This window comes from Rhizobium gallicum bv. gallicum R602sp, from assembly GCF_000816845.1.
GTDB lineage: Bacteria > Pseudomonadota > Alphaproteobacteria > Rhizobiales > Rhizobiaceae > Rhizobium > Rhizobium gallicum.
Window position 1 is genome coordinate 1,894,346 of record NZ_CP006877.1, and the last position, 19,897, is coordinate 1,914,242.

The 19,897-nt window shown below is 59.3% G+C and carries 17 protein-coding genes and 4 pseudogenes; 7 read left to right on the forward strand and 14 right to left on the reverse strand.

Annotated features, from left to right (window positions below):
* Positions 1-70: 70 nt before the first annotated feature.
* Both queA and tgt read left to right on the forward strand, forming a co-directional pair.
* Positions 71-1,156, forward strand: coding sequence for a tRNA preQ1(34) S-adenosylmethionine ribosyltransferase-isomerase QueA (queA, locus tag RGR602_RS09430; protein WP_039844880.1), 1,086 nt, complete (start codon positions 71-73; stop codon positions 1,154-1,156).
* Positions 1,153-2,283, forward strand: a complete 1,131-nt coding sequence (gene tgt / locus RGR602_RS09435; RefSeq protein WP_039844881.1) for a tRNA guanosine(34) transglycosylase Tgt — start codon at positions 1,153-1,155, stop codon at positions 2,281-2,283. Before queA ends, tgt begins: the two co-directional genes overlap by 4 nt.
* A 238-nt stretch (positions 2,284-2,521) precedes the next feature.
* Here the strand turns inward: tgt and RGR602_RS09440 are convergent, their stop codons facing one another.
* From RGR602_RS09440 to RGR602_RS09450, 3 genes are all read right to left on the reverse strand, one after another.
* The gene (locus tag RGR602_RS09440) at positions 2,522-2,950 is read right to left on the reverse strand and encodes a DUF4864 domain-containing protein (protein WP_039846754.1); all 429 of its coding nucleotides are present in this window, start codon (positions 2,948-2,950) and stop codon (positions 2,522-2,524) included.
* A 325-nt stretch (positions 2,951-3,275) separates the two neighbouring features.
* Entirely contained in the window at positions 3,276-4,484 is a 1,209-nt protein-coding gene (locus RGR602_RS09445; RefSeq protein ID WP_052451518.1) for an MFS transporter, read from the reverse strand.
* 13 nt (positions 4,485-4,497) lie between these two features.
* Entirely contained in the window at positions 4,498-4,713 is a 216-nt protein-coding gene (locus RGR602_RS09450; protein ID WP_039846756.1) for a DUF1127 domain-containing protein, read from the reverse strand.
* A 135-nt stretch (positions 4,714-4,848) separates the two neighbouring features.
* Here RGR602_RS09450 and RGR602_RS09455 point away from each other — a divergent pair, with 135 nt between their 5' ends.
* Positions 4,849-6,357 carry a winged helix-turn-helix domain-containing tetratricopeptide repeat protein gene (locus tag RGR602_RS09455; protein ID WP_039844882.1) on the forward strand — a complete coding sequence of 503 codons (1,509 nt, stop codon included), beginning with the start codon at positions 4,849-4,851 and terminating at the stop codon, positions 6,355-6,357.
* A gap of 64 nt (positions 6,358-6,421) precedes the next feature.
* Here RGR602_RS09455 and RGR602_RS09460 read toward each other — a convergent pair whose 3' ends face one another.
* The 7 genes and pseudogenes from RGR602_RS09460 to RGR602_RS09485 all read right to left on the reverse strand — a co-directional run.
* Positions 6,422-6,814 (reverse strand): GFA family protein, encoded by a 393-nt coding sequence (locus RGR602_RS09460; protein WP_039844883.1) that lies wholly within the window; start codon positions 6,812-6,814, stop codon positions 6,422-6,424.
* 312 nt (positions 6,815-7,126) lie between these two features.
* The gene (locus RGR602_RS35455; protein ID WP_082046513.1) at positions 7,127-7,543 is read right to left on the reverse strand and encodes a GFA family protein; all 417 of its coding nucleotides are present in this window, start codon (positions 7,541-7,543) and stop codon (positions 7,127-7,129) included.
* A gap of 45 nt (positions 7,544-7,588) precedes the next feature.
* Positions 7,589-8,053 (reverse strand): SRPBCC family protein, encoded by a 465-nt coding sequence (locus RGR602_RS09465; RefSeq protein WP_039844884.1) that lies wholly within the window; start codon positions 8,051-8,053, stop codon positions 7,589-7,591.
* A 3-nt stretch (positions 8,054-8,056) separates the two neighbouring features.
* Positions 8,057-8,371, reverse strand: a complete 315-nt coding sequence (locus RGR602_RS09470; protein ID WP_039844885.1) for an ArsR/SmtB family transcription factor — start codon at positions 8,369-8,371, stop codon at positions 8,057-8,059.
* 99 nt (positions 8,372-8,470) lie between these two features.
* Positions 8,471-8,681 (reverse strand): annotated as a pseudogene (locus RGR602_RS09475) (helix-turn-helix domain-containing protein); the annotation flags it as partial.
* Positions 8,682-8,806: 125 nt separating this feature from the next.
* On the reverse strand, positions 8,807-9,808 hold the full coding sequence (locus tag RGR602_RS09480) for an IS30 family transposase (protein WP_039844887.1): 1,002 nt from the start codon (positions 9,806-9,808) through the stop codon (positions 8,807-8,809).
* Positions 9,809-10,101: 293 nt separating this feature from the next.
* Positions 10,102-11,067, reverse strand: a pseudogene (locus RGR602_RS09485) (ISNCY family transposase); the annotation flags it as partial.
* A gap of 121 nt (positions 11,068-11,188) precedes the next feature.
* On the opposite strand from RGR602_RS09485, the pseudogene RGR602_RS09490 reads away from it, so the two are divergent.
* Positions 11,189-12,219, forward strand: a pseudogene (locus tag RGR602_RS09490) (IS110 family RNA-guided transposase).
* Between the two features lie 302 nt (positions 12,220-12,521).
* Here the strand turns inward: RGR602_RS09490 and RGR602_RS09495 are convergent.
* Positions 12,522-13,016, reverse strand: a pseudogene (locus RGR602_RS09495) (helix-turn-helix domain-containing protein); the annotation flags it as partial.
* A gap of 419 nt (positions 13,017-13,435) precedes the next feature.
* Here RGR602_RS09495 and RGR602_RS09500 point away from each other — a divergent pair.
* Positions 13,436-14,173, forward strand: coding sequence for a hypothetical protein (locus RGR602_RS09500; RefSeq protein WP_039844888.1), 738 nt, complete (start codon positions 13,436-13,438; stop codon positions 14,171-14,173).
* A gap of 6 nt (positions 14,174-14,179) precedes the next feature.
* On the opposite strand, the gene RGR602_RS09505 is transcribed toward RGR602_RS09500, so the two are convergent.
* Positions 14,180-15,553, reverse strand: coding sequence for an ISNCY family transposase (locus RGR602_RS09505; RefSeq protein ID WP_039844889.1), 1,374 nt, complete (start codon positions 15,551-15,553; stop codon positions 14,180-14,182).
* Between the two features lie 261 nt (positions 15,554-15,814).
* Here RGR602_RS09505 and RGR602_RS09510 point away from each other — a divergent pair, with 261 nt between their 5' ends.
* Together RGR602_RS09510 and RGR602_RS09515 are read left to right on the forward strand one after the other, a co-directional pair.
* Positions 15,815-16,969, forward strand: a complete 1,155-nt coding sequence (locus RGR602_RS09510; RefSeq protein WP_039844890.1) for an MFS transporter — start codon at positions 15,815-15,817, stop codon at positions 16,967-16,969.
* Positions 16,970-17,425: 456 nt separating this feature from the next.
* On the forward strand, positions 17,426-18,238 hold the full coding sequence (locus tag RGR602_RS09515; RefSeq protein ID WP_318299961.1) for a class I SAM-dependent methyltransferase: 813 nt from the start codon (positions 17,426-17,428) through the stop codon (positions 18,236-18,238).
* 23 nt (positions 18,239-18,261) lie between these two features.
* On the opposite strand, the gene RGR602_RS09520 is transcribed toward RGR602_RS09515, so the two are convergent.
* A complete protein-coding gene (locus RGR602_RS09520) occupies positions 18,262-19,110 on the reverse strand; it encodes an MBL fold metallo-hydrolase (protein ID WP_039844891.1) in 849 nt (282 codons plus the stop codon).
* Between the two features lie 4 nt (positions 19,111-19,114).
* Complete coding sequence (locus RGR602_RS09525; protein WP_039844892.1) at positions 19,115-19,897, reverse strand: TatD family hydrolase; 783 nt, start codon at positions 19,895-19,897, stop codon at positions 19,115-19,117.

Below are 19,897 nucleotides of genomic sequence, written 5' to 3' on the forward strand. Positions count from 1 at the left end.
TGTGATTTCTGCTGAAACCCGCCCTTGCGCGACGGCGCCGGGCGGGTTTCGCTTTGCCTGAAAGTGCCCGATGCGCGTAGACCTTTTCGATTTCGACCTTCCGGATGAACGGATCGCCTTGCGGCCCGCCGAGCCCCGCGATAGCGCGCGCCTGCTCGTCATCGATCCGCATGCTGAACCGGCTCTCGGCGACCATGCCGTCGGCGAGCTGCCGTCGTTCCTGCGGGCAGGGGATGCGCTTGTCTTCAATGACACCAAGGTCATTCCCGCGCAGCTCGAGGGCGTCCGCCATCGTGAAGGGGCTGGCGGCCAGCAGGTCTCGGCGACATTGCATATGCGCGTTGGCGCAAGCCGCTGGAAGGCTTTTTCCAAGCCCGGCAAACGCATTAAGGTCGGCGATCGTATCGCCTTCGGCCACTGCGGTGAAAGCTGTTTCCTCGGCCAACTCGATTGCACCGTAGAGGAGAAAGGCGAGGGCGGTGAAGTCACCCTTGCCTTCGATCTTTCCGGCCCGGCGCTGGACGAGGCAATCGCCTCCGTCGGCCATATCCCGCTGCCGCCCTATATCGCCGCCAAGCGCCCGGACGACGAACGCGACCGCACCGACTACCAGACGATCTATGCCCGCGAGGAAGGTGCCGTCGCAGCGCCCACCGCCGGCCTGCATTTCACGCCACGACTTTTCGAGGCAATCGACAAGGCCGGCGTCGAGCGCCATTTCGTGACGCTGCATGTCGGCGCCGGTACCTTCCTGCCGGTCAAGGCCGATGATACTAACGATCACAAGATGCATCTCGAAAGCGGCTATGTCAGCGCCGAGACGGCGGCAAAGCTGAATGCCGTCAAGGCGAGGGGCGGGCGCATCATTTGTGTCGGCACGACATCGCTACGGCTGATCGAAAGCGCGACCGCGGACGATGGGGGAATCCGCGCTTGGGCGGGCGCCACCGGCATCTTCATCACCCCCGGCTACCGTTTCAAGGCAGTCGATATCCTGATGACCAACTTCCACCTGCCGCGCTCGACGCTCTTCATGCTGGTTTCGGCCTTTGCGGGTTTCGAAACCATGCAGGCAGCATACAAACACGCCATTTCGACAGGTTACCGTTTCTATTCATACGGGGATGCGAGCCTACTTTTCCGGAAAGACAGATGACCGAGAATTTCCAGTTCACGCTCAGAAGGACCGATGCAGGCGCCCGTCTCGGCGAGATCTCAATGCCGCGCGGCACCATCCGCACGCCGGCCTTCATGCCGGTCGGCACGGTCGGCACTGTCAAGGCCATGTATCTCGACCAAGTTCGCGAAACGGGTGCCGACATCATTCTTGGCAACACCTACCACCTGATGCTGCGCCCGACGGCAGAGCGCGTGGCCCGCCTCGGCGGCCTCCACAGCCTCATCCGCTGGGAACATCCGATCCTGACGGATTCCGGCGGCTTCCAGGTCATGTCACTTTCAGGTCTTCGCAAGCTCGATGAGCAGGGCGTCACCTTCAAGTCGCATGTCGACGGCAGCCTGCATCACATGTCGCCGGAGCGCTCGATCGAAATCCAGGGGCTGCTCGACTCCGATATCCAGATGCAGCTTGACGAATGCGTGGCGCTTCCGGCTGAACCGCGCGAGATTGAACGCGCAATGGAGCTTTCGCTGCGCTGGGCTGAACGCTGCAAGGTCGCCTTCGGCAACCAGCTGGGCAAGGCGATGTTCGGCATCGTGCAGGGCGGTGATATTCCGGCACTCCGCATCCGCTCGGCCGAAGAGCTGGCACAGCTTGACCTCAAGGGCTATGCGGTCGGCGGTCTTGCGGTTGGCGAACCGCAGGACGTCATGCTGAAGATGCTCGACGAAACTTTGCCGGTGCTGCCCGGCGAAAAGCCGCGCTACCTCATGGGCGTAGGCACGCCCGACGATATCCTGAAATCGGTTGCCCGCGGCATCGACATGTTCGATTGCGTGATGCCGACACGCTCCGGCCGCCATGGCCTGGCCTTTACCCGCCGCGGCAGGGTCAATATCCGCAACGCTCGCCACGCGGAGGATCTGCGTCCGCTCGACGAGCAGTCGAATTGCCCGGCCTCGCGCGATTATTCGCGCGCTTATCTCCACCATCTCGTCCGCGCCAACGAGGCGCTCGGCGGCATGCTGCTCTCGTGGCACAATCTCAGCTACTATCAGGAACTGATGCAGGGCACCCGCACGGCGATTGCCGAGGGTCGCTTCGCCGATTTCATGTCCGAAACCCAGGAGGAATGGGCAAAGGGCGATCTCGAGCGCGCTTGAGGCTGATGGTCTGCCGGTTGTCGGCGCGAGCCAGCGTGCGCCGCGCCTGACAGGTCCAGATCACCGTCGGGACGCTGGTTCTGCTGTCGGTACTGTACGAATTTCGCCTTCATCCGGCAGCTTTTGCTTTCGCCAGCCTTCTCGGCGCCGCGCTCGCATTTTCAGGAATAAGCGGCTAGCGCGGCCTGGCGATCCTTCTTTCCTGCATTGCATTGGAACAGGATCGGCTGCACCGCCGTCAAATGCCTTTGCTGTCGGTGTTCGGCACGATCTGCACGCCGTTGATCTTGTATCCGCCGTCGGGCTGCCGCGTCATCTGGTAGATCGCCGTCCAGTCCTTGCCGTCGCGGCCGGATATTAGGACCTCGTGATAGATCATCGCGCCGTTATCGATGGAGCGGCTGCGGCCGAAAGCATAGTTCCCGGGATGATAGACGGGTTCATAGCTCTTCTTCACCATCGCAAAGAAGACGCCCTTGTCCGGATACATTGCCTTAATGCCGGGCGCTGCAAAGGAATACGCCGTCTCCGCATCATCCTTCAGGAAGGCCGTAATCTGATCCTCGATGATATGCCGCGTCGTCTCGACCGGATCTTCGGCCCGCGCCGGTATCGATACAAAGATCAAAGCAGCACACAGCGCAGACACAGAGGATAAAGCGCGCATGGATTTCTCTCCGGCGATATAAAGCGGAGTGTAGAGTACTTTGCGGATTTGGAAAGTAGGGCAGTCGCTGCGTTCATGCAGACTGTCGGCTCGCATGGCGTCTTCCACCATCGCGGAAGTCTTGCGTTTTCACCTTGCATCTGTGTCGAAGACCGAAAGCGACATCCGCGATCTGTCTGCAGTGGCGAGTTGGTGTGCCGCCAGCCACGGCGGTCCCAATGGAAGTAAGGGCGGCCGCACGCGTTTTGAATTGAGATCTCCGGCAGTCGTGGTGGATCCCTTGGATCAGGCATACCATCGATGCGGCGCGGGGCAAGTGCCTCGATCAGCCCCGCCGTCTCTCCGCCATCAGAAACACCGCCAGTACAAAACACATAAGGCCAAGGGACGATGGCAGCCCTTGATGTCCGATCAGTTGCATCGCTAGTCCTGTCGTGGGCGAGCCCACGATGCCGCCGATACCCCATACGAACGCGAAGGCCGCGTTTCCGGCGATCAAGGCTTGACCGATGAAACGCTCGCCGAGTTGGATCAGCGACATGGTGTAGATCCCAAACGAGACCCCGCCCCAGACGAAGACGAGCGGCCAGATGAGCCACGCGTTGAAGAGCGACGGCAGCAGAACGCAGCCGACCAGCGAAGCCAGGGCACAGAATAGCATGGTCCGCGTCGAGCCCAATCGTTCGGCCACGCGCCCGAGCAATATCTGCAGGACGGCATTGCCTGCGGTGAAACAGGCGATGAGCGAAGCGATGCGTGCTTCGGCACTGCCAAGCGCGCCACCATAAACCGTGATCAAGGAAATCACGACCTGCTCGAAGGCGGCAGCAGTGAAAACCGCGAACAACAGGAGGGGTGCCCGTGCGAAGAAGCCGCCGACCGATGTTGCCTCACCTTCATGCGGCATCGTCGGCAGGCGCGGCACGACGGCGAGTACGATCAAGCCGCAGAGAGGGAAGGCCACGATGCCGATCATGAAAGGCGGCCAGCCCTGTGTGCCGACAAGGCCGAGCGATAGCGGGCCGATGGCGAAGCCACCCGAAACGATCGATGAATAGAGGCCCATGATGCGGCCCCGGCGTGGCGCGGGCGTGATCGTGATCAGCCAGGTTTCACTGATCACGTAAAGCGGATTGGCGAAGAAGCCGAGCAGGAAGCGCAGAGACATCCAGGGCCAGACCTCCTGCTTCCAGGCAATCGCGATCAGGATGAGCGCGGCGAGGGTGGAACAAAGTATCGCAAGCCGCGCCGCGCCCACGCGCCGCGCCAGCGTCGGAATGAAGGGCGCGGATACAATGAAACCCAGCGGCGTCATCGCCGCCGACAGGCCGATCAGGCCGGGCGCCGTCCCCTGCCGCTCCAGGATGAAGCTGAGCAGCGGATAGGTCAGCCCCTGTGCCACGGCGAACACCGTGACGGTCGCGATGATGCCCGCCATCGCGGCCCATGGGATCTGATCCTCTCGCGGGGATGTCGTGCTGTGCAAGTGCCGGCGAACCGTTGCGGCACGCGGAAACTGGTGCTCCGTTGTCATTGCAGCATTCGCCTTATCGCTGCCAGAAGGGCTTGGCGATCTCTGCCTCAACCTGCCGCCTCGTCAGACCGATATCTTCGATCAAATGGGGATTATCCTTCGACTTTTGCTCAAGTTGCCAGCGAAGGCGTTTGCGCTCGTCCCAGGTCGCGAAAACGCTTCGCAGGGTCGCCAGGCTGTAAGTCCGACGCGACCGTTTCGCCAGCCCCACGGGGGGAACATCGTTCATGGCAACCTCCATATGGTTTGAGGGGCCAGAGCCCTCACACTGAATGAGGATGAATTCTGCAGGATACGAACGGCGCCGTAATTAAGCTCTCCCAAATAGTTCCAAAAACTTCCAAACGGGCTATAGATGCGCCGTATGCAGGGATCGCGCTTTGCCTTTGGTCCGTTCGTGCTTGATCCGGGTGCGGGAACGCTCCTTCGGAACGATGATCCCGTTGCCATCGGCTACCGCGGACTAAAGCTGCTTGCGGCGCTTGCCGGGCGGCCTGGCGAAATCCTGGGCAAGGCTGAGTTGATGGACGCGGCATGGCCGGGCACAGCCGTCGAGGAAGGTAACCTCACTGTCCAGATCGCGCAGCTTAGGAAGCTGCTTGGTCCGGCCACCGATGGCGGTGAATGGATCGCCACGGTTCCCCGCGTCGGCTACCGCTTCACGGGTGCCATCGAATACCTTGGTGGCGCGAAGCAAAAACCTTTGCCACTGCCCGACAAGCCATCGATAGCCGTGCTGCCCTTCGTGAATGTCAGCAACGATCTCGAGCAGGAATCCTTCGCGGACGGGTTGACCGAAGACCTGATTACCGACCTGTCCAGGATCTCTGGGCTGTTCGTCATCGCACGCAACTCGGCCTTTGCCTACAAGGGAAAAGCGATGGATGTGCGCGCGATCGCTGAGAACCTCGGCGTGCGCTACCTTCTGGAGGGGAGCGCAAGACGTGCCGCGGGGCGCGTACGCATCAATGCCCAGCTGGTCGACGCCGTGAGTGGCGATCACCTATGGGCGGAACGCTTCGATCGCAGCCTGGATGATATCTTTGCCGTTCAAGACGAGGTCACTGGCAAAATCGTGGAGGCGCTGCTCGGCCGGCTGCGTGCACCGCCGCCGCGCAATCGGCCCAAAAATCTCGAGGCTTACGATCTCTGCGTGCGGGCGCGCAAGCTGATGGATGACTCGCCGCAGACGGCACGGGAAGCGCACCTGATGCTGACGCGCGCGGTTTCACTCGATCCAGAGTATGCCGAGGCCTACCGCTGGCTTGCCGTGAACCACTGGATGGGATGGGTACATAGCGGCGGACCAACGGGAGCTGCCCGCAGTGACGCTTTGAAGCTGGCGCGCAAAGCTGTGGCACTTGATCCCACCGATGCTGGCTGTCGCTGGAGCCTTGCTTACTTACTTGCCTATGAGCGCAGCTTCGCCGAGGCGGACGCGGAATTCGCCAAGGCGATCGAGCTCGACCCGAACGAAGCCGACACCTGGGCGGCGCTATCCGACATTACGGTCCTGGCCGGGCGGGTCGAGGAGGGCCTTGAGCACATCCGCAAGGCGTTCCGGCTGAATCCGCTTCCGGCAAGCTGGTACTATCTGACGCTCGGCCAGGCGCAATATGCGGCCGGTGAATACGAAGCCGCTATCGAGACACTGCGTCGGGAAGAGACTTATCGTACAAGCTCACGCCGTTTCCTGGCGGCAAGCCTTGCCCAACTGGGCCGGCTCGACGAGGCGCGCGCAGAGGTCGAACTGTTCCTCGTCGGCAACCCGCATTTCACCATCCGCCACTGGGCCACGACGGAGCCGTTCCGTGACGCTGCGACGCTCGAGCATTTCGTTGATGGGTACCGTAAGGCCGGTCTTCCGGAGTGACCCTCACAAACAGCCATTCAATCCGAAGGCTGCTGTATCGGCGTCTTCGCACGGTTCGTGCGACCTATTCCTCAAAGCGGCTCGTGGCGTCGCGATCGCGGTCGTATCGTCTCGTGAGCGGAAACAGCGGCAACCAGGACTCGCGACGGACGATCCAGCTTTCGTAGGTCGGCATCAGCTGGTCAGGGGCATCCAGGCATCCCAGGTTCACTTCAATTTCGTCTGCCGTGCGTGCGAAAACGGGTGAGCCGCAGCGAGGACAGAAATACCGCCCCGCGTAGTCGCGTGCTTCGCCATCGATCGTCACCGCATCCTGAGGGAAGATCGCGGAAGCGTGAAAAAGAGCCCCATGATGCTTCCGGCAGTCGAGACAATGACAAAGGCCGACCCGGTATGGGAGTCCCGACGCCACAATTCGGACGTTGCCGCACAAGCAACCGCCGGGAAATCTGTCCATGTTGCGTCTCCTCTAAAGTCAAACGGTCGGACCACCTTCGATCTGACCGGCTGGTCGGGGTTGCAAGGCGGGGCGGGTGCATCACCCACCCATTGGCCTTAGATCCCATTAACAGTGAACAGCGCCCGGCGCTCTGGCGGAGAGTGAGGACTGCATCAAAGCGCTCGCGCGGAAGGAAATAGATCATGGGAGCCAACACCCGTTCAATCAGAAGTACAGGCCGCTGTCTGCACTGATCTTGGCGCGAACGGCTTAATCAAGCCCTAGCACCAGTAAATATTGCCGGCAGTTTCGTATTGCTCTCAACCGAATTTATCGGGGTGGCATTCGCTCGAATTTCTGCAACGAGGAATCAATCGTGTCCCACCCATGGCCGCGAACAGTGTATGTGACCGCCTGTGGGTTGAATTGGCCAGGGTCGTCAAGGCTGGTCGCGGGGACCGCAATCAGTTCCGGCATTGCGACGGATGTCAGATAGACCGGTGTTCCACAGGTGGGGCAGAAGGCGTGGACCTTTTCGTTCCCGCTATCGCCCGCGACCCGCCAGGTGTTCGGTTCGCCTGTAATTGTCACATCGGCTCGCCGGGGGAAGGTCAGATAGGATCCATGCCCCGTGCCACTTCGTTTCTGGCAATCGCGACATTGGCAGTGGTTCTCGAAGATGGGTTCGCTGCTCGTTTCATAGCGTATCGCGCCGCACGCGCATCCGCCGGTATAGGTCTTGGTCACTATCATTCTCCCGCTGGCAGACTTGTTGATTGGCACCGCAAGGGATCAGGCCGATTTCGGCTTGGCGAAAAGGTCAATTCCGCTGCCGGTTTCCAGGAAGGATTTCAGGCTGGATAGGACGGCCGGCCAACCTTGTTTGATGCCTTTCGCCATCCCGCTGCCGGCTTCGAGTTCGTCATGGGTGACGGTCAGCCGGACCATGTTGTCGTATTCCTCGATCGCGAACGTCACCCGACTGTAGCTTGCCGGGTCGGATGCCTGCGAAGCATTCGCCCAGGTGATGACGAGACGGGTCGGCGGCGAGACCTCAATGACCTTGCCTACGAGTTCAACAGTCCGCTCATCGTTGGCACGGACATGTTCCCATTTCGATCCGGGCTTCCAGTCGGAGACGTTCTCGTGGCCCCAGTAGCACCTTGCGACGTCCGGTTTCGTTATGGCCTCGAACACCTTTTCCGGGGTCGAGAGAATATAGGTCACGTATACAAAGCTGGTCATTTCTTTGGTCATTGTTTACTCTCCTTCGAGTTCCGTCTTCAGATCATGCAGCAGGCTAAGCCGCTGATGTTCGAATTTCCGCACCCACCGTTCGTAGACCTCGTGGAGCGGCACGGGATTGATGAAATGCAGCTTTTCCCGACCGCGCCTGGCGGTGCTCACTAGATTGGCCGCCTCCAATATCCCGAGGTGCTGGGTGACGGATTGCCGGGCCATCTCCAGGTTGTCGCAAAGCTGGCCGAGCGTCTGCCCGTTCCTCTCACAAAGAAGGTCAAGCAGCTTTCTGCGTGTCGGGTCGCCCAGCGCTTTGAAAACCTTGTCAGCGTCCATTGATCTCACTCGAATGTGACGCCACAATATGCAGGTATCCAACTGCATGTCAAGCGCAGGTATTTACCTGCATTTCAAGTGACAGCGGTGGAAGGTGATCGAGCGCCGAGCGGCGTTGGGCCGGCCGATCGCCTTGTGCCCGGATCGACGCCGCGCCATTCGTCCTGATCCGCTCCAGCAGCCGGCGCACCTGGCGCTCGCTTAAGCCCAGAACATGCGCCGCCGACACGATCGTCATCCGGCCGTCGACGACCTTCGACAAAACCTCGATCCGCTGCAGATCACGCTCGCTCATCGCAATTAATCCCATCCGCAATCTCCCAGGTCATCAAAACCCGGGGAGAGTGACATTCTTACTTTGCAGAAACAGGACACTTCAACTTTGCGGTGGAGAATCTACGCCAAGTGCAACATGCCGGACTGCAGGGTAGGGGATCAGCCACTTTGGCGCAAATGGGCGATGAACACTTCGGCCGGTGTTTTGTAGCCGAGGCATTTGCGTGGCTGCGCATTCAACTGATGGGCGAGGTGGACGAGCTGTTGTTGGGTGATGTTGGATAGGTCGGTGTCGCCAGGCAGGAAGCGTCGGATTCGCTTGTTGGCATTTTCCACAGCTCCCTTCTGCCACGGCGAGTTTGGGTCGCAAAACCAGCTCCTGGCGCCGAGCCCGTCTTCCAAAGCTCGAAAGCCGGCAAACTCGGTACCACGGTCAAACGTAAAGCTTTGGCGTGCAAATGACGGCAGGGGTGAGCAGGCGGCGATGATCTTGTCGATGATCGGTCGCGAGTGGCGGCTGCGGTTCTTGATCAGCACGGTGTAGCGGCTCACGCGTTCAACGAGCGACGTCACATTGCAATGGCCAAGTTTGCGATCGAAGATCAGCAGATCGCCCTCCCAATGCCCGAACTGCGACCGATCACCAATAAAATCAAATCGTTGCGAGATCCTGTACTCAAACGGGATCAAGCCGTCACGCGGCTTGCGGGATCCGCGCGGCCGGCGCCGGCGTCGCCGTTCAGGCAGGTGCTCGTAGAGGCCGAGCGGATAGTCTTCCTTGCAATAGATGAAGCGGTAGATTGTTTCCGGGCAAACGCGGATGACACTGACACCGTCGGCAAGCAAACGGCCGGCAATCTGTTCTGGAGACCAATGCGCCTTCAGTTGCTCGATCACCAGCTCGCGCAGCTCCGGATGGCGTCTAAGCTTGCGCAGCCGCCGGCGCCGTTCCTTGCTGATGTCGTCGGCGATGGTGCCGAAGTAGCCGCTGTATTCCGGAAATTCGTGGTCGTGGAACGTGTTGCGCTTGAGCTCGCGGTAAATCGTCGAGCGATGCCGCCCGAGCTGGCGAGCGATCTCACCAACCGGAAGTTTGCGCTCCTTCATCTGATATAAGCGCCGACGATCGGCGAGGGTGAATTGCGAATAGCAGTGCGACACGCCATAATCTCCAAGGTGAAACCATTGAAATCATTGCCATGTCGCACTTGAAAATAGAATGTACCCCCCTTACACACAATGTAACAGCTAATTAAAGATGAGACAAAGTAATCAATTTAGAAACGCGACATCATACTATCCATTATTGATGGCGTTTCAAGATTCGATGTTGATGAATACACAGAGGTAAGCCGCCGTCCGGGTGGAGCTTGTCGGTGTTGCGCAGGCCGGTCGGCGGCGCGTGGCTCAAGCGCACCAATATACTTTAGCTTTCTCAATCCGGATCGCTTACGTCACTCGCTGTTAAGCTGGCTCGCCAATACCTGCTGCCGTCGGGCGATAACGACTGGATCCTTCGTAAAATCCGTCTTCCGTCCTGGCTTGGTGCCGCGCTGCTGATAGCCATTGCTCTGGCTGCCATCACGAATGCCGAACATATGGTCCGTCTGGCCGGTGCGGCGAGGCCCACTTTTGCTGCGTTCCTGTTGGCGCCCGGCCTGCAGCTCGGCCACGATTGAAAGCATGTCGTCCAGCCGCTTGTTCTCGACCACCTCGGAGCGGTGCACGGAGCGTAACATGTCGAACGTTCTGTAGGGCAGGGAGGCTTCCCCGTCTGTGATCTCCAGGCGCCCGTCCGGATAGTCGCATACGACAACCTTCTTGCCCGCCAGCCCCGTTGCGCGCTCTGTCGGATCGAGAATGAACATCACCTTGTCATAGCGCAGCGTCAAGGAATGCGACAGCTTACGAACCTCCTTGCGGCACATGGCACCATCGAGGTTCTCGTGATCCGCCAGCGGCCGATGCATGTCCTTCGCATTGCGTGGCGGCTTGGCGAAGCGAGAATTGAAATCCGCCATGAACTCTGGGGCATAGGCGTTGGCCGCCTCGATCGTGTCGATCCCGCGAAGCCGCAGTTCCTTCACCAGCCGATCCTGCAGCGTCTGATTGGCGCGCTCCACACGGCCTTTCGCCTGCGGAGTGTTGGCGCAGATGATGTCGATGTTCAGCTCATAAAGCGCCCGGCCGAACTGCGTCAGGCCGCTCGTCCGGTCCGTCATCGAGGCGTGTGTGCTGCGGAAGATGCCATGCTTGTCGCTGTAGAACGCAATTGGCTTGCCCCATTGCTGCAAGTAAGCCTTCGTCGCGTGCAGATAGTCGAAGGTGTTCTCTGAAGTCGCAAAGCGCAGATGCAACAGCTTGCCGGTGGCATCGTCGATATAAACGAGCAGGGCGCATTTGCGGCCACGGTTCTCGAACATGGAGTAATCGCGGCGCAACCGTCTGCGGCTTTTTGGCTGGCGAGGGTGGTTGCCCCCGATAGGATGGAAATACGGGCTCTCGATTGGAACCGGGCCCAAACATCGAATGGAGGCAACCGTGAACCAATATATTGGGCTTGATGTGTCGTTGAAAGATACCGCGATTTCGATTCGACAGGATGGAAAGCGGATCTGGCGGGGAAAGTGTCCTTCGGATCCAAAGCTCCTGGCTGAGGTGATCCGCAAACACGCCCCGCAGGCCAGGGGCGTCGTCTTTGAAACAGGGCCGTTGTCGACGTGGTTCTATCATGCCCTGACGGCCGAGGGGGTGCCGGCGATCTGCATTGAAGCGCGGCACGCGCAAAAGGTATTGAACGAGACGCTCAACAAGACCGACGCCAATGATGCGGATGGCTTGGCGCAACTCGCTGAAGCAGGCTTTTACAAAGCGGTTCGCGTCAAGTCGTTTGACGCTATGATGGCCCGCACATTGGTGGCTGCCCGCGAACAACTCCTTTACATCTCAACACAACTTGGCAATCAAATCCGGGGCCTGATGAAGACCTTCGGTCTGATCATCCCGAAAGGGAAGGGTCGGGTCTTTGATGGCGATGTGCGAAAGCTTTTAGATGGCAACAACGAGCTTGCGAAGATTATCTTGCCTCTTCTGGAGGCCTGGCACGATATCCGCAAGCGCGCAGCCGATCTTGGTCGCCAGTTGCTCATAGTGGCACGTCGGAGCGAAGCCACGAAGCTATTGATGACAATTCCGGGAATCGGCGCGGTCACGGCGGTGTCCTACGTTACGGCAATTGAAAATCCAGAAAACTTTCGAACGTCGCGCTCGGTGGCGCCTGGCTTGGGCTGACAACGCGGCGTTATCAGTCAGGGGAGGTCGATTATGACGGCCATATCTCGCGAAGGGGTGACAATCGTTTACGTGGGCTGCTTTATGAAGCCGCGACAGCGCTTCTGACGAGAACTAGTGCCAGGACCGAGAGCAGTCTCAAGCGTTGGGGACTTAAGCTGCGGGAGCGACTTGGCTTCAAGCGGGCCGCTGTGGCAGTCGCCCGGAAACTCGCGGTCATAATGCACAGCATGCTCAAAACGGGAGAAGTGTTCAACGCATCGGCTGGCGCGACCATATAGGAGACGCTCAGCCTTCGTCCCTCAGCGCGCCATCTAACTTTGGGTGCTGAGCGTCCCTGCTGCGGACGTGGGCAGGATCATTCCGCTTCTGGTGGCTGCAGCTCGTTGAGACTGCGCCTCGAACATTAGGAAGATCCCACCTGCGAAGACCATTGTGCGGCGACATTTGTCGACCGCGGAGACAACCCTGCTCCCAGCACTGGACAGCTTTGACGGCACTGCACCGGCGGTGAGGGCAGATTCACCCAATCAATTCCGCCGTGTTGCATATCTCGCAAGCCGGAGAGGTCGCCGTATGCTCAAATCAGCTTGACGGACGGAATGCGATTAGACAACCACCAATGAAGCGAGCCGTCGATCTGAACGAGTTCGCCGAAACAATCGCGCCGGCCGCGCGGCTGGAAGACCCGCTTCTTGCGTTCGCGTCGCGACACCCAGATGCCGGCTTCCATCATCCACTGGCGCAGCGTCTCCTTGCTGACGGCAATCCGGTGGCGTTCGATCAGCTTCTCGGCCGCCAGCGTAGGGCCAAAATCCGCGTAATGCTCACGCACAAGGTCGAGAGCCAGATTGCGGAAGTCCTCACTGTGGCGCCGGTTGCTCGGACGGCCGCGCTTCTTCGAAACCAGACCGTCAGCGCCATTCTCGTCATAGGCTTGCAGCAGCCGATGGACCTGGCTGCGACTGAGCCCAAGCAGCGCAGCCGCCCGTGTGACCGTCAGGCTGCCTTGGCGAACCCGCTGAATATGTTCAAGACGATGCAATTCCTTCTGAGACATGACAATCAAACAAGACATGACGACTCCGAACAAAGACGACCTCGGCCACGATGCACGTCGCTAATCTTGCTTCCCAACGCTGACGTTCGACCAGCATCCCAAGAGGCGACGACTGTCGCATCTCTAACTGGCCTATGTGTCGCATTTCTAAAATGCCGCTACAAACAATGTGGCGGCTAGGTTGAAATGTCCGTTCTGGCGCAAAGTAGAAATGTCACTTTGGGCGCGTCGCCAGCCAGTTAGAAATGCGACACGCGACATGTCCACTTGCACTGTGGCAAGCCCCCGACCGGACCGGCTGGGCCGGGTTGCAAGGGAAGGGAGGGGGCGGGTGAGGCAAACCCCTTCGGCTTTAGCTTTCTCACTGGCAATTGTTCTTTTGCCGCTCGATACTCTCTGTCATCTGCATGGCGCAGGGTAGGGATCAAAGCCGCACGATGCTTCCGGAAATCAAACTGCAGGGTGACGTCGATGTCGCCGCGCTGTCACCACTTCTGCGCGGCATGCTTCTTTCGGTTGCCTATGCTGACGGTGAGGGTGGCATAGGATTGACAGCAACCGGCGCCATGAACCGCAAGTTCGTGCATTGGGCGGCGGTGCACTTCCTCTGGCCAGGATTCACAGCCGAAGATCTCTACAGCATGAACAAGGTACTCAATGAAAGCGACGTGCCACCGCTTTGGGTCGTGCGCGACATGACCCGTCATCTGAAGCTTCTTCGCAAAAACAAAGATGTGCTGCTGCCAACCAGACGCGGCCGGGAGTTCCTGGTGAACCCGCAAGGCTTCTTCGATCTCGTCGCCACGGATTATCTCTATTCGTATGTCCACGCCACCGAGCGAGAACAGGAGGTGCGGGCGCGGTTACGCTGGTGGCGCATGTTCCTCAATCTTCTCAATATCAAGGCCAGAGAAGGGTGCACGCCAATGGACGCTGTGAAGATCCTCTATCCAGACCTGGCGCCTCTGTCGGACACCGAAATGACCCTGGAAGCCTGGAAGTTGAGATCCGATCTCCAATATGGCGTCTTTCGGCGCTTATGCTGGCTCGGCTTGCTCTATGAAGCACGAGAGGGGCTCACGCTCCTTCAGGATGGAACCTTCCACAAGACGCCACTTTGGCCCGCTTGCCTGCAGTTGGAGTCGGATGCGCAAAGTGACATCGGCGTGCATTGACGATCTTTATTCCGCAGCTGGCTGTCTCAACAGTGCTTTCTCACGCCGCGCAATCACCGCCGGATCGTTCATGAAATCCGTCTGCTTGCCCGGCCTGCGGCCCCGCGGTGTGTAACCGTTCTTCTCGCTGTTGGTCTTCACCTTCGGCGGCAATCGCTGATCCTGCTGTTCCTTGATGTAGGCCAGCACGTCGGAAAGCCGCTTGTTCTCGGTGATCGCCGCATGCGTCACCCGCTGGTCCTTGTCGAACACCCGATACGGCAGCGAATGGCCTTTCCAGCGCACGTCCAACCGGCCATCGGCAAAGGCATAGGTCTCGACATAGCGACCGACCAGCCCACGCGTGATATCGGTCTCTTCCAGCATGATCCGCTGGCGCTCGAACGAGAACGTCAGCTGCGCCCCGACATACCGCTGCTCACGCTTGCACAGAATGTCCTTGAGCCGGTCCAACGCCAGGTTCACCGGCCGATGCAGATTGTCAGATCGGGCAGGGGCAACTGCAAACCGCGCGTTGTAGCCTTCCATGAAATTGGGCAGAAAGGCATTGCCCGCCTGCATGTCGCAGATCCCTGCCAATCGCATATCCTTGATCAATCGGTCCTGCAATGTCTGGTTCATGCGCTCGACGCGGCCCTTGGCCTGGCTTGAATTTGCGCAAAGAATCTCGATGTTTAGCTCGCAAAGCGCCCGGCCGAACTGGGTCATGCCCTGACCGCCCTTGGCGTCCTTCTTCGCCACCCGGAACACCGAATGCTTGTCGGAATAAAACGCCACCGGCGCCCCGTGATCCTGCAGATAGAGTTCCAGCGCCGCGAAATAACTGAAGGCGCTTTCCGAGCCCACAAAGCGCAACTGCATCAGCTTGCCCGTCGCATCGTCGATGAACACCAAAAGCGTACATGGTGGCCCACGATCTTCGAACCAGCGATGCTCGGAGCCGTCGATCTGCACCAGCTCACCATAAGCCTCGCGCCGCAATCGTGGCTGATGGAAGCTGCGACGCTGCTGGCGCGATCGCCAGATACCGGCCGCCGTCATCCATTGCCGCAGCGTCTCGCGCGACACCGTCAGCCCATCGAGCTCTGCAAGCTTCTCGGCCGCCAGCGTCGGCCCGAAATCCCAATAGCGCTCGCGAATGAGCGTCAAAGCATAATCGCGAAGCCCATCGTTGATCCGGTTGTTCGACGGCCGGCCGATCGCCTTGTGCCGGATCGACGCCGCGCCACCCGTTCTGATCCGCTCCAGCAGCCGGCGCACCTGGCGCTCGCTCAGCGCCAGAACATGCGCCGCCGACATCAACGTCATTCGACCGTCGATGACTTTCGACAAAACCTCGATCCGCTGCAGGTCACGCTCGCTCATCGCAATCAGTCCCATCGGCAATCTCCCACGTCATCAAACGCGGGGAGTGTGACATTCTTACTTTGCAGAAACAGGACACTTTAACTTTGCGGCTACAAACAAATGTCACATAAGATAGATTATGGAACTAAAAAGCACTCTCGCGAGACCAACGCGTCGTGAACTAGACGCCATAAATCGTATCCGACACACTTAAGAGCGAGCGTTCATGTTGTTATCGGGTGGCAGTTCGCCTAAAAGGAGACCTCCCACCGTCCTAGCCTCTGGAGCCGCAACATGCACATAGGACCGCAGCAGCGGATTTATGTCTGCTTCTTCCTGTTTGCTGTTTCAATGGGCGCTATGCTGTCGCGTCTTCCGGACATTCAAGACGCCCTCCAGATTGACAAATCTGAGCTCGGTTTGACGCTGATTGGAGCCGCGGTCGGCGCGTTGGTTTCACTAACGTTTTCGTCCCCCATCGTTGCCCGCCTCGGAGCACGTACCACCGCTATTCTTACCGTGTTGGGAACGTCCGCGTGTCTTGCTCTTGTGCCTTGGGTGAGTGCTGCTCCTTTGGTTTTCGGCATTCTTTTGTGCGAAGGGCTGCTGGCAGGAGCGCTGGAGATCAATCTCAACGTCGAGATTGACCGCATTGAGGCGCAGCTTGGACGGGGCGTGATGAACCGGGCACATGGATTCTGGAGCCTTGGCTTCTTCGTCACAGCCCTGGTTTCGGCCGGAGTCCGCCAGGCAGGCATATCAACGCAGCTTCATCTAGGATTGACGTTCGGGTTTGTCCTGATCGTGGCTACGATAGTAATCGCTGGCATGCGCAATGCCCCTGCAAGAGTGGCGCTTGATCATGCAGACGCGGGGCGTATCGCGCTTCCGACAGTTGCACTGCTTCCTCTTTGTGTCATTGGTATCGCCGCATTTCTGGTCGAGGGCGCGGGAATTGATTGGTCGGCGATCTATATGCGCGACGTCTTCCAATCAGAACCGTTCGTCGGAGGGCTGGGCCTTACGCTTTTCACCTTCTTCATGGCTTTGACGAGGTTATTTGCAGATCCGTTTGTCGATCGCTTCGGCTCCCGAACGGTCGCCTTGACACTGCTCCTCGTGTCAGCCGTTGGGCTTTGCGCGGTGTGGCTCGCTCCGCATCAATACATCGCCCTTGTTGGATTTGCGCTCATGGGCGGCGGTTGTAGCGTGGTATACCCCCTTGCCGTTTCTGCAGCGGCGCGGCGCTCGGACCGAGCCTCCCATCTCAATGTCGCGGCATTGGGCCAAATGTCGTTTGTCGTGTTCTTCCTCGCTCCACCGCTGCTCGGTTTTGTGGCGGAGCACGCTGGTATCAGGACAGCGTACCTTGTATGTCTGCCAGTCATACTTTCCGCATTAATATGCGTTCGGTCCCTATCCGCTCGCCGTCGATTGGCTGCTGCATAAACCACTATGGAAACTGCTCTGTTGGCATTCACTGGGATATAAACTCTCGTCCAGCCATACGGCCACAAACGGCGCGGTCGCCGCTCCGTTGACAACCCCTGCTCCGCGCCGGTGAATTCGTAGGGGGCACCAAACGCAAGTTCCTTGCCTGGTGGGTGCTCATCGATCTTGGGGAACTAAACGGCATAACGACCTTAAACAGCGTGGCCCTGCTGTCGAGATCCTGGATGCAGGCGTCAAAAAATGGGAGCCTACGCTACCGGCGGGTTCACCGGCGATGCCTACCCTCTCCGGCTGACCGTCGAGGTGTGGTCCTTATTAGATCTTTTGGGCTAGTTGCCGTGGCTGTTGGGTGTGACACTTTACTCGGAACAAGGAAAATATCGAGCGACAGCGCTCCGCTGTGCCGTGCGCCACTCGCTCGGCGCGATGCGCCGGCAAGCCAAGGAGAAGAAGATGATGATCGCGACCGATGCGCATTTCCAAGGAGACATTCCCGCGATCTACGAGCAGTTCCTCGTGCCGATCCTATTCGAGGGATACGCCTCGGATTTGGCAGCCCGCATCGCGAACTGCCATCCCGAACGTGTTCTGGAAGTCGCCGCGGGATCGGGTGTGCTGACACGAGCCATGGCGGCCAGGCTTGCGCCGGAGGTCCAAATCGTCGCTACCGATCTGAACCAGGCAATGCTCGATATCGCAGCGAAGAAAGGCGTTGGCCGCCAGGTCGAGTGGAAACAGGCGGACGCGCTCGAACTGCCCTTTGAGAGCACAAGTTTCGATGTGGTCGCCTGCCAGTTCGGCGTGATGTTCTTTCCGGACAAGCAGCGCGGTTATAGCCAGATACTAAGAGTGCTGAAGCCCAAGGGAACATTTCTTTTCAACACCTGGGCCTCGCTTGCCGAAAACGAAATTGCCCGCACCGTTTCCGAGGCAATCGTCACGGCTTTTCCCGACGACCCCACGCGTTTTCTCGAACGGACGCCGCATGGCTATTGCGAGCGAGAGACAATCGAGACTGATCTCAGGCACGCGGGCTTCCGGAAAGTGACGATCGATACGATAGACATGGCCGCGCATGCCCCCTCGCCGCGCGACGTCGCAATAGCATTCTGCCGGGGTACGCCATTGAAAATGGAGATCGCCGCGCGCGCTGCCGATGACGAAAAGGCTGTTCGTGCTGTCGCCGCAGCGCTCGAACAGCGCTTTGGCAGCGGACGGATTCATGGAAACCTACGTGCTCACGTCGTTGTCGCTGAGGTTCGCTAGCCGGTGCCGGAAAGTACCAGTTACTATTCCGTTCCCGGGTCGTCCAAGTCCGCTCGGAGTTCATCCACTTTGACCTCGAATTGCATCTGATCAAAGGCGGGTTCGACGTGTTCGGGCGTCTCGGCCATCACGGTCTCGTAGTCAAGCGGCGTATGCATATGCGTCAGGATCGCCCGCTTCGGCTTCAGCCGCCCGATCCAGTCGAGCGATTGCTCAAGAGACAGGTGGCTCGGATGATAGCGGTATTGCAGAGCGTCGATGATGAGAATGTCGAGATCCTGAAGCTTTGCGACAGTCTCCGGCGGGAAGTCACTGATATCGCTGCAGTAAGCGACATCACCGATTCTAAAGCCGAGCGAATGTATGTCGCCGTGCTGCTGCAGATGCGGCCGAAATGAAATCGTGCCTCCAGCGCCGCTGATGGCGATAGGCGTCATATCCTCGATCAGGATCGGCTCGACGATCGGCGGATAATTGCTGCCGGGCGGCGTTTCGATGCAATAGCTGAAGCCCTGGCGGATGCGGTCCATCGTGAACGGATTGGCATAGATCGGCACGCGCTGCTGTGCGTTGTGGAAATAGCCGCGCAGATCGTCGATGCCGTGAATGTGATCGGCATGCGGATGCGTGTAAAGCACAGCATCGATGTGCTGCACCTTGGCGGCAATCATCTGCTCGCGGAAATCCGATCCGGTGTCGATGACGACGGTCGTGACCCCGCCGTTGTCGTCGTATTGCTGCACCATGAAGGCTGCGCGCGTACGGCGGTTCTTCGGATTGGTCGGATCGCATGCGCCCCAATCGCCGGTAATGCGCGGCACGCCGGGCGACGAGGCGCAGCCGAGAATGGTGAAGCGCCGCCGGTAGCTCACGCGGCTAGACCTTCGGCATCTTCGAGAAGAGCCGGAAAGCATTCTCGGTAGTGATCCGCGCCATATCGGCATAGCTGACGCCGAGCGTTTCAGCGAGGACCTCGGCGGTGTTCACTACATAAGACGGCTCGTTGCGCTTGCCGCGCCAGCGCTTCGGCGCAAGGTAAGGCGCGTCGGTTTCGACCAGCAGCCGGTCGTGCGGGACTGTTTTTGCGATTGCCCGCAACTCCTCGGATTTCGGAAAGGTGAGGATGCCAGAGAAAGAAATGTAGCCGCCGAGTTCGACGCCGGTTCGGGCAAGTGCGGGACCGGCCGAGAAGCAATGGAGAATGAAGGGGAAGGCCCCCTTCCCAGTTTCTGAGGTCAGCATTGCCGCCATGTCTTCGTCGGCACTGCGGCTATGGATCACCAGCGGCAACTGTGTTTCGCGAGCGGCAGCGATATGGCGCAGAAAGCCTGTCTTCTGGTTCTCCGGCTTCTGCGTGTCGTAGAAGTAATCGAGCCCGGCTTCACCGATCGCGACGACCTTCTCGTGTTTCTTGGCGAGGCGCACGAGATCTTCGGCCTGAATGTCGAGCTCCTCATCCGCATTGTTCGGATGCGTGCCGACCGAGCAGAAGACCGAGGGATATTTCTCGGTGATCGCGAGCAGCTTTTCGAGTTTCCGCACGCGCGTCGAGATCGTCACCATCTGCTTCACACCGGCCTGGTGAGCGCGCGAGATGATATCGTCTCGCTCCTCCTCGAAATCGGCGAAATCCAGATGGCAATGCGTATCTATCAGCAT